This is a genomic window from Kitasatospora sp. NPDC101108, from assembly GCF_055584725.1.
Genome location: NZ_JBVJLM010000004.1, coordinates 251,683 through 266,732, shown reverse-complemented (window position 1 = coordinate 266,732; position 15,050 = coordinate 251,683). Strand labels below are relative to the sequence as shown.

Sequence of the window (15,050 nt, the reverse complement as noted above, 5' to 3'; positions counted from 1 at the left end):
CGGACGGCCGCTCGGGCCGGCGAGCAGATCCCTGCCGCCCGCCCGGGCGGAGGCGGTCCGCAACTGCCGTCGCACCCACCGGTCTCCGGCGCATGCCGCCTCGGTCCGGCGTGAAGCCTCGGGCATTTCGGCCCCACGGCGGGCACCGCGGCGGCAGGATGGCGGCCATGACGGTAACAATCGGTGTGCGCGTCGATTTCTGGGAGCAGCCCGCCCCCGGGCCGGGCGGGGAGTCGAAGGGCTACATCTGCTCGGCGGTGAAGGAGAACGGATTCACGGCGCTGGCGGTGCCCGCCGTCGGCGACTCCTTGTCGTTGGTCAGCCTGCTGGTGGGGCCGATCCACGAGAGGCCGTACATCACGCCGGCGAAGGGCGGCTACCCGTTCCACACCGTCCGGGTGGTCGAGCACTACCCTCAACCGGTCTGAGACGACCGGGAGCCGGGGATCGTCGTCGTGCTGCACGCCCCGCTGCCCAAGGCCGGCGACGGTCTGGAAGAGCTCGTCCGTGCCTACGCCGAGGCCGGCTGGGCCTGGGTGCCCGGTGAGAGCCGAGCTGTTGCCCGAGCGGCAGAAAGCGCCCGGACCGTCGGCTGACGGACTTTCTGTCGGGCCGGGCACGATCCATAGGCCGACAGGCGGCCCTGGGTCGTGTCCGGGCGCGGCGGACAGCGGCCCGACGCGCCAGCCGGGTGTGCATCTGCCGGAGCTCGGTTACCTGGTCGGATCGGGGCCACGTACTCGCAGCTTGGTACCCCTGCTCATGGGGCCAACGGTTCCAGACAGCCGACTTCGAAGCTGTCCGCCACTACGACCGCCGTGACCTCACCCGCGTCGTCGCGTCCCACCCAGACCGGGTAGACGCCGTCTCCGCCCAGCACGAAGGTGACCAGCTCTGCCCCGGTAGCGTCGTCGGTCACCCTGCTGTAGCCGTCTTCGGTGTCGTGGACGCCTTCGCCGCCGCCGGAGGTAAGGGCCCGCATGTAGCGGCGGCCCAGTTCGGTTCGAGCGGTGGTTTCGACGAAGCAGCCCGTGGCGGAGTCGACACCGAAGCCGAAGTACTGGCCGTCACGCAGCAGCCTCAGGTCCTTGCCCGGCGGGACTGCCATCGTCCAGCTGGCTGTCGGCTTCTCGCTCACCAGCAGACGCACGGCAAATGTGTCGCGGGCCGTGAAGCGGTCGCCGAACATTTCGTCCTCGTAGCTGGCGCCGGTCTCCTGCACCGGGTAGACGCCGGACGGAACTTCGACCACCAGCGGGTCACCCTCCATGCCGTCGGGCAGGTACGAGGGGTCACAGACCGCCAGCTGCCCTGTCGGCAGAGCGATCTCGGTCACCGTTCTCACCGGCTCGATGGTGAGCGGCTTCGACCGGTGTCGGTGCGTGAACCTGAACCCAGGAGTGAACAACTCATCGAGCCAGGGCGCGGCCGCCGGCACCGGCGGCCGCCAGCCGAAAGGCTCCGCCACACCAGTGGCCGGCTGCGGTGCGATGTCCGCGGTCTCCTCGACGAGCGTGAACGTTCCCTGCAGCCCGAACTGGGGTGCTGTCAGCAGGTTTTCCCAGCGCCCGAATTCCGGGACCTGCAGCCACCACAGGTCGCGCGGCAGGTCGACCAGGGTACGCGTCGAGCCCCCGAGCCGGCCGCGTGGGTACAGCCCCTGGCTGTTCTTCCCGTCCGGGTACAGATCGATGGTCCGCCTCCAGGCTTCGTCCGAGAGGTCGGGGAGATCCTGCTGCTCGTATCGCCACTCGGCCAGGTGGCGCAGGAACAGCCGTGTCGGTTCCAGCCTGCGCAGGTCGGCTTCGAACACGCGGCGGCCCAAGGAGTCGAACCGCCACAGGCCCAGGTAGTGCTCGCTCCACGCGACATGCAGCACCGCGACGGGAAGCTCCTGCCCGAGGGCGGCGAGCATGACCGCGTACGGCTCGCCTGCCGCGTCCCGACGGGCGGCCTCCTCGCGGGGGATCGGCCGGACCGTCGAACGGTTCAGGGCATCCCACCCGTCGCAGTAGAACGCCTCGACGAGCATGTCGTTGTGCACCTCAGTCATCACTGCCTTCCATCGAGCCACCTGCTCCGTGGATCACCATAGAGACCGGGTCCGACGGAGTCGCTGCCGGCCGCGAGCCGGGCGGGACAGCCCGATGGCGATTCCGGACTCCGCGCCCTCGTGGCGGGCCTGCTCACGACCGGCTGCACCGGACCGACCCGCCCAGCGAGGGGCACGGCGCGCCGGAGCCGACACCCGGGGCGCGTCCCGGGAGCACGGTGGCACGGCCCTGCCCAGGAGCTCAGCCCAGCGCCCTGCCCAGGGACCCGGTCGGCGGCGGCGAGGACCACGCCGTCCAGGCGCTCAGTCGCCGCTGGTCGGGTGATCCTGCGCCGTACCGGGCCTCCGGCCCCGGAGCGCTGGGCAGGTCTTCCCCACGGGCGCCGTACGGCCTGCTCCCGGGGAGTGGTCCTCACAGGCCTCGGACCAGCCGTCTCGTCCGGCTCGCATCCGGCCGCTCGTCCTCGGCCGCCGGCGACCGGAGCCTCGCCTCCCCTGACCGCCCCCATGCCGGACGTTCCGCTCCGCGGACACCGGCCCGTGACGATTCGCCAGAAGAGGGAGATGAGTACCTTTCATGGGGAAAGAAAATGTTCAAAAATACCAGGCTGGCCGGCAGGCGGAAAATGAAGCGGTCATCCGTTCGATCCCCGCCGGAATCCCGCGTTTCGCGCGGTACGACGACCTGATCAAGTGGTTGCGCGAAAGGTACAGGAACTGGCGGGTTCCGACGAAAGGCAGGGAGGACGAGGAACTCTGCAGGGTCGTGTTCGAGGTCTCGGGCAGCCGCCGCCGAACGGTCGAGATCTACTGGGACACTCGGAGTCTTTACGGCGCCGGTTACACGGTCGATGACAGTGATCCCTATGTTCCTTTCGTGGACAAGAGTGCCGACGGAAAAGCGACATCGAATCCACGCCATCCGGAGGGCACGAAAGTACCGCCCGAGCATCGCTGGTTCGCCAAACGGTATGTGGAACACTGTGGCCGCGCGGAGCTCGCCCCCGGCCTCCTGGACGAATGGCTCGGCGTCCTGGTGCGGTACCGCGACGCGGTGCTGAACGGAACGGCCGGTATCGCGGAAACCGCGGCAGCGGAGCTGCCGGCCCACCTCTTGATGAGAATGACCTCCGAGATGGCCCGATTCGACGGGTTCCATGAACTGCAGAGGAGATCCTGGGGGGACGGGATCGAGCAGACCGAGCAGATCGGGGCAAATCTCGGTGCGCACTTGTTCGAGGTTCCGCCGCCGACTTTCGACCGTATCTTCAGGAAATGGAACGACGTCACCACGGCTCACCAGGGGGGCAAGTACCTCTACGAGGACAAACCATTCCCGCGTCCTGCCGCGCAGAAGATCATTCGTGACGGCTGCCTGTACGAGAAGCGGTCCGGCGGAACGACCGGCGCGATCGCCGTCCACGGCGGCGAAGGACAGCCGGTGGCGGGTGCGCCGGCCCAGGAGTCGGTGGACCTCAAGCAGCTCCAGGAGCACATCAACAACACGCTCGGGTCGCCCCCGACGCTGAAGGCGTCGGACACCCGGCTGCCGCCGCGGCTGCGCGATCTGCTGGCCACGTTCGAGCAGGAGCAGGCACAGGGCCGAGCGGGGTCCGGCCCGGCACGGATCGAGGGCACCACGCTGACCCTGCGGCTGATCCTGCAGTCCCAGGCGTGGCCGTCCGTGACGCCCTCCGAGTTGGCGCACAGACCGACCGTTTCCGAGGTCACCTTCACCGTGACGGCGGCGGGCGACGCCTCGCTCCGTTTCACCGGCAGTTCGTTCGCGGGCGTTGCGGTCACCATGGCCGCGGCGGCACTGGGCCCCCTCCTGTGGGAGGTGACGGTGCGTTCCGCCAAGGACGCCTTCGCACTCGCGGACCTGGCGACCAAGCTTCCCGGGGGCGCATCGCTCGACCAGACCGCTCGGGACGAACTCCTCAAGGTGTACAAGGCCACCGGCATCACCGGCTTCAGCTACGGCCTGAGGAAGAAGTCGGGCGACCGGACGACGTTCTCCGTGGCCTGGGCGGACATCGCCCTCCAGCTGACCTTCGCCCTGCCGAAGAGCTCGCACACCATGGCCTTCGAGGGGGCGGTACGGGTCGCGGACCTGGAAGTGACCGGTTCCCTCCTCAGCACGCTCACCCTCGGCCAACTCCTGGAGGGCCTGGGGGCCCCGCGCGACGGAATTCCCGAGGGGCTGACCGTCAGCGGCCTGGAATTCACCGCCGGCCTGGGGGGCACCCAGAGCCTGTCGGTGCGGCTCGGCGGCACCTGGAGCCTGAGCGGCGGACCCACCGTCAAGGCACTGGAGCTGCTCGTGGTCCGGGAGGGGAACCGGGTCTCCGCGCGGTTCGGCGGCACCGTGGCCATCGGCCGCAAGAAGCCGCTCATCATGGAGGTGAGCGCCTGGCACACCAGTGGCCAGGAGGGTGGTTGGGAGTTCTCCGGCGTCGTCACCGGAACGGGCGGGGAACTGCTGGTGGCTGCCGCCGAGGCGCTCGGGGTCGAGGTGAAGGACTTCCCGGAGCCGCTGCGGTCGTTGAAAGCGAAAGCCCTGTCGTTCACCCACGGCAGGAGCGAGATGGCCGTCCGCTGTCACGGATCGCTGGAGTTGGCACCGGGCATGACGGCGGATGCCGTGCTCTCCGCGGTCAAGCGGGGCTCGACGGTCACCTACGGCGGCACCCTCCAGGTGGGGGACTTCTCGCTTGAGGTGCGTCACCGCAGCGAGGGCACGACCTCGGTGCTGGTGGGGACGTACCGCATGGCGAGCCGGGGCGGCGAGGTCTCGCTCCGTGACCTGGTGCACGCCCTCGCTCCGGACGCGGCCGCCCGGATCCCCGCCGACCTGACCATCGAGCCCTTCGGACTGAAGGTGGTCCGGGTGGTCGCCGACTCGACGCGCACCACCTGCCTCGGTGTGGACGTGACCGGGCGTCTCGGCCTGTCCGCCCTCCCGCTCGTCGGTGATCTCCTGCCCGCCGGCGACGCGTTGGGACTGGAGGACGTCCAGATCCTGTACAGCTCCGGCACGATCACGGCGCCCGCGGCGAAAGTGGTCAACGCAGCCCTGGCGGAGGCCTCCGCGCCGGGACTGCCCCGCACGGGGGTCGCGAAGGGGTTGGCGGCCAGTGCGACCTTGAGGGTGGAGAGCAGAACCGTCCCGCTGACGGCCGGCGTCCCTCCGGCGCCGACCCTGGCCGCTCCGGCGCGGCGCGACCCGGCCCCCGGCGAGGCGACCGGAGAGGTGCTGGAGGGCCGCGTCGTCTCCCCCGCCATCGCCTCCCCCACCGACGTGACCAGCGGGTCCTCGGCGGCGGCGTGGGCGACGGTGAACCGCAAGCTGGGCATGGTCCAGCTGAACCGCGTCGGGCTGCTGTACCAGAAGGGCGCGCTGCTGTTCGCGCTGGACGCCGCGCTGTCGATGGGCCCGCTGGAGTTCTCGCTGGACGGGCTGGCGGTGGGCTCGCGACTGGACCGGTTCCGGCCCGCCTTCGACCTGGCCGGGCTGGGGCTGTCCTACCAGGCGCCGCCCGTGAAGATCGGCGGCGCGCTGCTGCGGCTGCCGCAGGACGCGCTCCGCGAGAACGTGGAGTTCCAGTTCGACGGAGCGGCCACCCTGAGCGCCCCGTCGTTCGCACTGGCCGCGGTGGGCTCGTACGCGCAGCTGACCTCGGGTGAGCCCTCGCTGTTCGTCTTCGCCCAGCTGAACCGCCCGCTGGGCGGGCCGCCCTTCGCTTACGTGACCGGGCTGATGGCGGGCTTCGGCTTCAACCGGACGCTGACGCTGCCCACGGTCGAGGAGGTGACCGGCTTTCCGCTGCTCGCGCTGGGCCGGGGCACCGCGCACAAGCCCTCCGACGTCCTGGACGTGCTCGCGGGCCGCAAGCCGGCCGTCGATGGTGGCCGGGCACGCCCCTGGATCGCACCGCGGCAGGGCAGCTACTGGCTGGCGGTCGGCGTGGAGTTCACCTCGTTCAAGATCATGAACTCCCGGCTGCTGGTGGCGGCCGAGTTCGGCAACGAGGTGGTGCTGTCGCTCCTCGGCGTCTCCACGCTCCAACTCCCCCTCAAGGCAGAGGGTTTGCCCGCGACACGCCCCTACGTGTTCGCCGAGCTCGGCATCGAGGGGGTGTGCCGGCCGACCGAGGGGGTGTTCACCCTGGCGGCACAGCTGTCCCCGACCTCCTACCTGCTCACCCCGGAGTGCCATCTGACCGGCGGCTTCGCGTGCGGGGCGTGGTTCGGGACGAGCCCGCACGCCGGGGACTTCGTGGTGTCCCTCGGGGGCTACCACCCGGCGTTCAGGGCGCCGGCCCACTATCCGGCGGTACCCCGGCTGGGGATCGACTGGGCGGTCAGCGACACGGTGTCGGTGACCGCCCAGGCGTACCTGGCGATCACACCGTCGTGCGCGATGGCCGGGATGTGCCTGGACGTCTCCTTCCACTCGGGGGACGTGCGGGCCTGGTTCAGCGCCCGGGCGGACGTGCTGATGTCCTGGCAGCCGTTCGCGTTCGCCGCGAAGATCACGGTGAGTGTCGGCGCCTCCTACCGGATGGACCTGGGAATCACGCACAAGACGATCAAGGTCTCCGCCGACGCCGACCTGCGGTTGTGGGGACCACCGACCGGCGGGACGGTCACCGCGCACTTCGGCCCGTTCTCCAAGACCATCTCCTTCGGCGCCGGCCCCACGGCCCTGCCCGCCGAGGCGCTGAAGTGGACCGAGATCGCCGGCATGCTGCCGAAGAAGCCCACGGTGGTGACGATCACGCCGCTCAGCGGCCTGGAACACAAGGACGACGCCACCGGAACCTGGTACGTGCGGGCCCGGGACCTCCGGCTGACCACCCAGTCGGCCATCCCCGCCAGCCACCTCCGCATCGGCACGACGTCCGTGGACACCAAGGACAAGGACGACCCCCTCAAGCGGACGTTCACCCAGGAGCTGGTCGACGTCCGGCCGATGGACCGCACGGGACTGGTCGGCGTGCACCGCGTGACCGTCCACCACGACGGCCGCCCGGCCGACGACGGCTGGACGGTCCGCCCCCAGCACCAGGACCTCCCCGCAGCGCTGTGGGGCAAGCCCCCGAAGCCCTTCACCCACACCCCCGCCGGGCCCGGCGCGGAGCGCGTGCCCCGCCGGTACACGGGCTACGAGCTGCGCGCACCTCGACCCCAACTGGCCGCGTCACGCGGGGAGTTCAGGATCAGCGCATACGCGGACGCACCGCTGGCGGACAGCGCGCTGCTGCCGCTCCCCACCACCGCCAGCAGCGCCTTCCTCCCCACCGCCTCCCAGGACGCGGTGAAGACGATCGGCAACACCATCGCGAGCACCAAGGTGAGCACCGACCGCAGGGAGCTCCGGAACGCCGCGGAGAGCGCGGTGCGGCACGTCCTGCCCGACGACGGCATGCGGAAGATGGCCGCCGAGGCCGGGCAGCTGTTCCACGACCAGCCCCTGATCCAGAAGGCGAGCAGCCTGTGACGACCGACGCCCTCCGGCATGCCGCGAGCGACGGCATCGCGCCGGGAGACCTCGAACTGCACCCGCACTACACACCGGCGCTGCAGTCCGGCACCTGGCGCGTGACGGCCTCCCACGTCCTGGAGGAGAACGGCACGGCCGTCTCCGACCGGTACACCAGCGTCCAGGAGATCGAGGTCCGGGGCGCCCAGTTCTCCCTGGACGCCGCAAGCGTGCTCGCCACCTCGCCCCCGGCCAACAGCCGCGGCCGCTACGGCCACGTCCTGCCGCACGCCGTGCTGGCCGACCCCATACTGCCCTGGGAGCGCGCGATGGCGCCCGGCGACTCCAGCCGCGACCGTCCGTGGCTGGCACTGCTGGTCCTCACCGACGACGAGCTGCTCGGCGGCGAACAGTCCCCCACGCGGACGCTCTCCAGCACCGTCGGCGCCTTCCTCTCACAGGCGGGCTCCACGGTGCTCAGACCCGTCGGCCTCAGGAAGGCCAAGGGAGTGCGGGACACCGACCCGTGCGGCTACATCCAGGTACCCACCGCGCACTTCGCCCGTCTGCTGCCGCGCGCCGAGGAGGTGGCCCTCCTCACCCACTGCCGCGCCGCCAACACCGGCGACCGCCCGATCCTCGGCCTGCGGGAGGACGGCCTGTTCTCCGTGGTCACGGCCAACCGCTTCCCCAGCACGCCCCGCACCGCGGACGGCGCGGCGGCGGTGAAGAACATCGCGCACCTGGTGTCCCTGGAGGGCTACAAGACCTACCTCGTCGACAAGCCCGACCTGGGCGCGTACACCGCGGTGGCCCTGCTCTCGCTGCACTCCTGGACGTTCTGGTCCGGCCCGGACGACCGGGAGGCGTTCCGCACGCTGGCCGAAGAACTCACCCGCCAACCGGACGGGACCAGGAACACCCGCGAACGGATGCTGCTGCGCCTGCCCCTGCCCGCGACCCGCGCCGAGCCCGAGCACCAGCAGGTACGCAAGCGGCTGGTGGACGGGTTCGTCCCGCTGCCCTACCACGCACGCTCCGGCGAGAGCACCTTCGCGTGGTACCGCGGACCGCTCACACCGGTCGCCCCGGCCACCGTCGAACGGGCCAGGACGGCACGGACCGCGGACGCGCTGGCCGCCTACGAGCCCGCCTGGGGCACCTTCGACCTGTCCCTGGCCGCGGCCTTCGAGGCCGGCCGGGTCCTGGCACTGGCGGACACCGCCTTCGCCCAGCGCCTCCTCGACCTCAAACGCCGTGCCCGCGCGATCGCCGACGAGCTGTACCACCGGGAGGTCAGCGTCCACTTCCCCACCACGGACGGCGTCCGGCCGACGAGCACCCAGGCGGCCTTCTTCACCCTCCTGGAGAAGCGCAGACTGCTGGCCACGGTCGGTGGCCGGCCCGTCAAGCCGACGCAGAGCTGGTCGCCGCCCGCACCCCGGCCGTCCTCCCTGTCCCTCGCGGACTTCCTGGCCAAGGAGACGACCAGGCGGGCCATCAAGGAGGCGCTGGGCGCCGCGCTCATCCCGCCGGCACGGTGGATCGCCCGGCTGCTCCTCCTGCACCCGGTGCCGTTCGGCTACCTGGTGCCGGATCCCGCCATGCTCCCCGTCGCTTCCCTGCGGTTCTTCCGGTACGACGCCAACTGGGCCCACGCGCTCGTCAGCGGAGCACTCAGTCTGGGCACCCAATCCAGCCGCGACACCCTGCAGGCCGAGACCGTCAACGACGTCATCCGCGACGCCGCGCTGACGGCCGCCACCGCTCACCGCAGCGAGGAACGCGGGGTCGCCGAGCAGACCCCGCCGCTCAAGGACCTCGGCTCGATCACCGGGCTGCTGCTGCGCTCCGATCTCGTCTCCGGCTGGCCCCACCTCGCCGTCCGTGCCTTCAAGGACGCCGGACGCAAGGCGACGCTGCCCGTCCTGCGGATGGCCCACCTCTCGCCCACCGTTCTGCTCTGCCTCTTCCACGGCACCCCGCACAGCGTCCAGTTCGCGGAGCCGGCGGACGGCTTCCGCTTCGGCACCGACGACACCGGGTCGGTCGTGCTGCGCCGCCTGCTGCCGAAGACAGAGGTCGGCAAGGCCACCGACGTGTGGGTGCGGGTCACCGACCACCTGCGCCGGTCCGCCGGCTCCTCCGGGGTCCTCGACGTCACGGCGCTGCGCAAGCACCTGGCCGACGAGCTTTCGCGCCTGCACGACAAGACCGCCATCACCGTCGACGCGGCGGACCTGGCGTGCCAGTTGGTCCGCTCCCCCGAATCGCTCACCTTCGTCCGCCCGTGACCGCGACCGGCTCCGCCGCGGGAGCCGTCCCAGAAAGGGTCGTTGCATGAAGCCGACACTCGTCGTCCCGCTCTCCCTCGACGCCCTCGTCGTCAACGCCCAGCTGCGCAAGCGGGACGCCTTCCGTGCCTGGCAGCCCACGTACCAGTCGCTTGAGTGGTACGGCAGCCCGGAACCCCAGGCCGGCCAGGCCGGGAGCGAGGACGAGGCGCACCGGGGCACGGGGGTCCACCTGCACTGGACTCTGCCCGCCGGCCTGCGCCACGGCGTCCAGGACCCCGCCACCGGCACCGTGGACTTCCCCCTGGTGCCCAACCGCTGGCTGCTCACCCGCTTCAGCGGCGGCTCGACCCGCCGGGTTCGGTCCTGGGTCGTCGAGAGCGACTGCCCCTACGCCGAGAAGGTGGGCGACGACTCCCCCGACCGGTCCAGTCCCTTCCTGGTGCCCGACGCCGTCGTCACCGGCTGGCGCGACAGCAAGGACCCGTACCGCCGGAACGTGGAGCCCGGCGGGGTCACGGACCGCGACGGAAACGACGTGAAGGACGCGAACCTCGTCTCCGTGGGCCGCGCCTTCCGCGCGGAGTCATGGGCGGAACGCGTCCCGACCCTGCCGCAGTTCCTCACCGCCGTCGGCCCCGCCAACCCCTACTTCGCCACCTACGTCCCGCACAACGGCAACGTCTTCTCGTTCTACGACGACCTCACCGACATCACCTCCGCCGACACCCTCGGCTACAGCCTGATCGGCTGGTACGCCAACCCCGCCGCCGACGTCCTGGCGCCCGGCCGCACCTCCGACAAGGACTACCCGCAGCTGCTGGCCCGCCTCGGCTGGAGCACCGGCGCGAGCACCCGCGCCGTCCGCAGCGTGTACGCGGGCAACGCCCTGTCCCTCCCGTGGGATCCGACCGGAAGCCCGCCGAGCCCCGATCCGCTGGCGGAGGTGAAGCGTGACGCCCACCTGGACGTGGCCCTCGGGAACACCACCGAGGACGCGTTCCACGCCCTGGCCGCGCGCGCCCTGCACTCGGCCAAGGAACCACCGACCGTCACCGAACTCCAGCTGCTGCGCACCTTCCTCCACGATCTGCTGCCCACGGCCGACGAGCCGGGCGGCGACGCCCGTGTGGCCCGGCGCCTCCACCACGCCACGTTCACCGCGCTCGGCGGAGGAGACCGCTGGGTCGTCGACCCGCCGCCCGCCGCCGAGACGCCCGCGGAGGCCCTGGCGCCGCTGCCCTGGCTCGCCGACCTCAACGACGACCAGGAGGCCCTGGACGCCGCCCTCGCGGAACTGCACACCCACCAGTGGCTGGTCAACTCCCTGTGGCACAAGTACCACTTGCTGCCCCACCTCTTCCCCGTCCCGGACGAGGAGGGCATTCCCCATTCGGCGGTCATGGAGAAGCAGCTCTACACCGAGACCGGCACCACCATGGTCAAGCAACTCGCCGACCTCTGCGCGAAGGTCCGGGAGCTGGCCGCCAAAGTGCCCCAGCCGCTGCCGGGCCGTCCCGACCGCAACGACGCGCTGCGCGCCGGCATCGCGGCTTTCGCCAAGGCCAAGGGGCTGCCCACGGGAGCCACCCTCAAGGCCGTCCCCCGGCAGCCCTACTGGCTCCCCACCAACCCCGTCATCGCCCTGGCCGGGCTCCAGCCGCCCCCGGACACCACCGTCGACGACCAGCCCCTCCCCGTCCGCCTGGTCTCCGACACCTCCACTCCCCTGATCCGGCAACTCGCCGTCGGCACCGCCACGGTCAGCGTGAAGTGCACCGGTGGGGGCGGCATGCCCAGCACCACCCTCCACCCCGCCACGCCCGAACCCACCTGCGGCCTGTTGGAGGAGCACTTCCTCCTCGACCCGGGCAACGCGCCCGCCCTGGCCACGGCCCACACCACCGTCACCGAGAAGGCCATCCGGGAGGCCATCGCCTCCCGCAGCGCCTACAAGGGCACACTCCCCGCTCTCGGTCTGACCCTGTGGTCCCAGCCCTGGCAGCCCTTCCTCCTCGAATGGAAGGCCGTCTACCAGCACATCCCGCACACCCCCGACGGCACGGGCGATCCGTACTGGACGTTCGACGGCACCGACTACCACTACACCGGCAACCCGCGCCCCCAGGACCTCGTCACCGTGCCCGTGGACGGCATCACCCCCCTGGGGCCGCACGCCCGCTCCCTCTTCGGCGCCCGTCTCCGCGACGCGGTCACCCGCTACCACACCGGCGGGCAGCACCCGCTGGAGACCTGGCTGAAGGACATCTCGCGCTGGGGCTACCTCACCCAGGAACTCACCGGCTTCAACGAACGCCTCACCGCCCGCGACACCCGGACCTTCCGCCGCCCCGGCGCACACCAGGACGCGCGCATCGCCGACCTCGTCGGCTACCCGGAGGGCAGCGCCGACGGCCCCGTCCCCGCCCGCTACCGAGGCGCGGTCAGCACCACCGCGTACCTCGACGCCGGCAACTCGGCGCCCTTCGTCGCGATGCGCTCCGGTCAGACGTACTTCACCAGCCTCACCGTCTACGACAAGTTCGGCCGCGTTCTGTCCGTCATCACCCCTGAGGCAGGCGGCCTGCACGACGCCGACAAGTTCCCCCTGGTCATCGACACTCCCCTCGCCACCCCGGCCGGCCGCCGCCTCAACGACCGCGTCGCCGCGGTCGCGCAGTTCCCCCCGCGCGCCCTCCAGCCCGCCCGTCTCGACCTCACCCCCGCGTCTCCCGCCACACCCCTCGCCGGCTGGCTGCTGCCCAACCACCTCGACCACAGCCTGCTGCTGCACGCACCCGACGGCTCCCCCCTCGGCAGCGTCCGACGCACCGCCACCGACCAGGCCGCCTGGCAGGCACCGCCGACCGGCCCGATCACCACCCTCGACCACGTGGCACGGCGCGCACCGCTGCTGGCCGCCCTGGTCAACTCCCCAGCCCTGCAAACGGCGAGCAGCTTCACCGCCTTCCTCGACGCCATCGACTCCACCCTGTGGACCAACGACCCGCTCGGCCACCGCGCCGACCAGAACCTCTCGGTGCTCCTCGGCCGCCCGCTCGCCCTCGTCCCCGCCCATCTCCGTCTCACCCTCCAGGGCCCGCCGCTGTACGACGCCGGCTGGAAGACCACCCTCCCCGAGACGGACCAGGCCAAGCGGCCGACGCCGCCGTTCGCCCGCTACCGCTTCCCGGTGCGCCTGGGCGACCGGGCCGCCCGCGACGACGGTCTGATCGGCTACTACACCCACACCGGCACCGACTGGAACCTCCAGCGCTTCCACAGCGTCGGCACGCCCCGGACGGCCGGCGGCTACGTCGTCCCCATCGGTCCCCTCGGCCAGACCAGCCTGCACGGCAACTACCCGAGCCTGGCGTTCGCCGACCCCCGCCCCACCCCTCTCCTCCTCCTGGTCGACCCCCGTGCCCCCGTCCACGCCACCGCCGGCCTCACCCCCACCACCGAACTGCGCGTGCCGGCCGAGGTCCTCGACACCGCCTTCCCACAGTTCCAGGCCACCTTCACGTTCGGCCCGCTGCTCGCCCAGCCGAAGGCCGTCGCCGCCACCAAGGCCCTTCCCGTCCCGCACCCCGACACCAAGCACACCACCTGGACGTGGTCCGAACGCGCCACGCCGTCATGGGTGCACCACGCCCTCACCCAGGCACCGCCCGACGCCGAATTCCCCGACGCGGTCCCCACGCTCAGAGACGGCGTCCTGCACGTCACCGCCCCCCGCCCGAAGTCCTGACACCCCGTCGAGAGGCCACACCATGTCCGCCCCCACCCCCGCACCCGCCCCCACACCCACCCCCGTCGCCGCCGGCACCTCCGACCAGCCACTGCTGCTGCGCTACCTACCGGCGAGCGGTCCCTCCCCCCTCCAGGCGAGCGTCGGGCCCACCATCCCGACCTACAACCGCCTCTCCCTCAGCATCATGCTGCCCGCCAAGAAGGACACCGTGTACTGCGACCAGATCGACCTCTCCGTCGCCGGCAGCGGAGGCGACGGCCGCGCCTACTTCACCACCAAACCCGACAGCTCCGTCAGCAACGACGACTGGAGCATCACGCCCCCCACCCTGGAAACCTCGCAGGCGACCGGCCACACGTACTGGCGCTACGTCCTGACCCGCAAGAAGGGCGCCAACACCCCCTTCGGCATGCCGGTGACCGTCCTCCTCCACGGCCCGCTGCACCACACCGAAGGGCGGCTCGAATACGCGATCCAGGAACACTCCGGCCCGCAGCAGCAGGGAGACCGGGACAAGCGCCGACGCACCATGCACCTCCCGGTCAGCTCGCCGACGCTCTACCTGAGCAACTTCATCGCCACCGACACCAAGCGCGAACTGGTACCCAAGACCCGGTTCGGCCGGGACGAGAAGGTCCGCCTCACCTGGGAGAGCAACGGCACCTTCTTCCGCCTCCACGACAGCACCGGGGACATCCTGTGGGAGGGCGACCAGACGACCCACGAACTCGCCGCTCCGGTCACCCGGGACACCACCCTCACCCTCCTCGCCTCCGCCGTCGACCCGGGCGGCTCCCACGCCCACACCGTCGTCGAGTACGCCACCCTCTCCCTCACCGCCACCAACCCGGAGTACGAGCAGGTCACAGCCACCCAGCTCGTCAAAACCGGAAAGGTCTGCAGCTACCTCTACTCGACCCGGATTGAGCTCGACAACACCGTCGTCGGAATCAGTACCGGGCCGGACTCGAACGGCACCCCGGGGGAGGCACGCCTCCGCGTCCAGAGCGTGGACACCGATCTGGTGCACTCCGGGCTCCTCCACCCCAGTTCCAAGATCCGCCTCAGCAAAGGCATCGTGGAGATCATCAAGGGAGAGGACCAGACGGGCTGGACGTTCGTCCGGGGCGAGCTCAACGTCGGTACCCTCGGTTACGAGACCCAGCAACAGCTCAAGAAGGGCACGGTCTGAGCGGGCGCTGTGCCACTGACCGGGCAGCAGGTCGCACGGTACAGGCTCCAAGCCCCACTTCCCGAGCGCCCGGAGCGTCCGGGGAGCGGCCGCGCGGCATCTTGCGCCGCCGTACGTGCCGTCAGGTCGGCCGAAATGACCGCTGCCGCCCCCGGCGTGCTCTCCAGCGCACGGCCGGAGAACAGGACGAACTCAGTCGAGTCATCGCGATCTGCAAGCATCCCTCGGGCTTCCAGTACCGTGGACCGGGAGACTGGGTGCCGACGATCGGG

At 71.2% G+C, this 15,050-nt stretch carries 6 protein-coding genes; 5 read left to right on the top strand and 1 reads right to left on the bottom strand.

The window, feature by feature from the left end:
* The first annotated feature begins 167 nt into the window (after positions 1–167).
* A complete protein-coding gene (locus tag ACZ6Z8_RS12065; RefSeq protein ID WP_465608728.1) occupies positions 168–428 on the top strand; it encodes a hypothetical protein in 261 nt (86 codons plus the stop codon).
* Between the two features lie 332 nt (positions 429–760).
* Here the strand turns inward: ACZ6Z8_RS12065 and ACZ6Z8_RS12060 are convergent, their stop codons facing one another.
* Complete coding sequence (locus ACZ6Z8_RS12060) at positions 761–2,053, bottom strand: DUF4241 domain-containing protein (RefSeq protein ID WP_465608727.1); 1,293 nt, start codon at positions 2,051–2,053, stop codon at positions 761–763.
* 1,135 nt (positions 2,054–3,188) lie between these two features.
* Here ACZ6Z8_RS12060 and ACZ6Z8_RS12055 point away from each other — a divergent pair.
* From ACZ6Z8_RS12055 to ACZ6Z8_RS12040, 4 genes are read left to right on the top strand one after another with little or no spacing between them, the layout of a single operon-like run.
* Complete coding sequence (locus ACZ6Z8_RS12055) at positions 3,189–7,556, top strand: DUF6603 domain-containing protein (protein ID WP_465608725.1); 4,368 nt, start codon at positions 3,189–3,191, stop codon at positions 7,554–7,556.
* Positions 7,553–9,832, top strand: a complete 2,280-nt coding sequence (locus tag ACZ6Z8_RS12050; protein WP_465608724.1) for a hypothetical protein — start codon at positions 7,553–7,555, stop codon at positions 9,830–9,832. The genes ACZ6Z8_RS12055 and ACZ6Z8_RS12050 overlap by 4 nt, the downstream gene beginning before the upstream one ends.
* A 46-nt stretch (positions 9,833–9,878) precedes the next feature.
* Positions 9,879–13,583 carry a hypothetical protein gene (locus ACZ6Z8_RS12045; protein WP_465608722.1) on the top strand — a complete coding sequence of 1,235 codons (3,705 nt, stop codon included), beginning with the start codon at positions 9,879–9,881 and terminating at the stop codon, positions 13,581–13,583.
* Between the two features lie 22 nt (positions 13,584–13,605).
* Positions 13,606–14,778 (top strand): hypothetical protein, encoded by a 1,173-nt coding sequence (locus tag ACZ6Z8_RS12040; RefSeq protein WP_465608720.1) that lies wholly within the window; start codon positions 13,606–13,608, stop codon positions 14,776–14,778.
* The last annotated feature ends 272 nt before the right edge of the window (positions 14,779–15,050 follow it).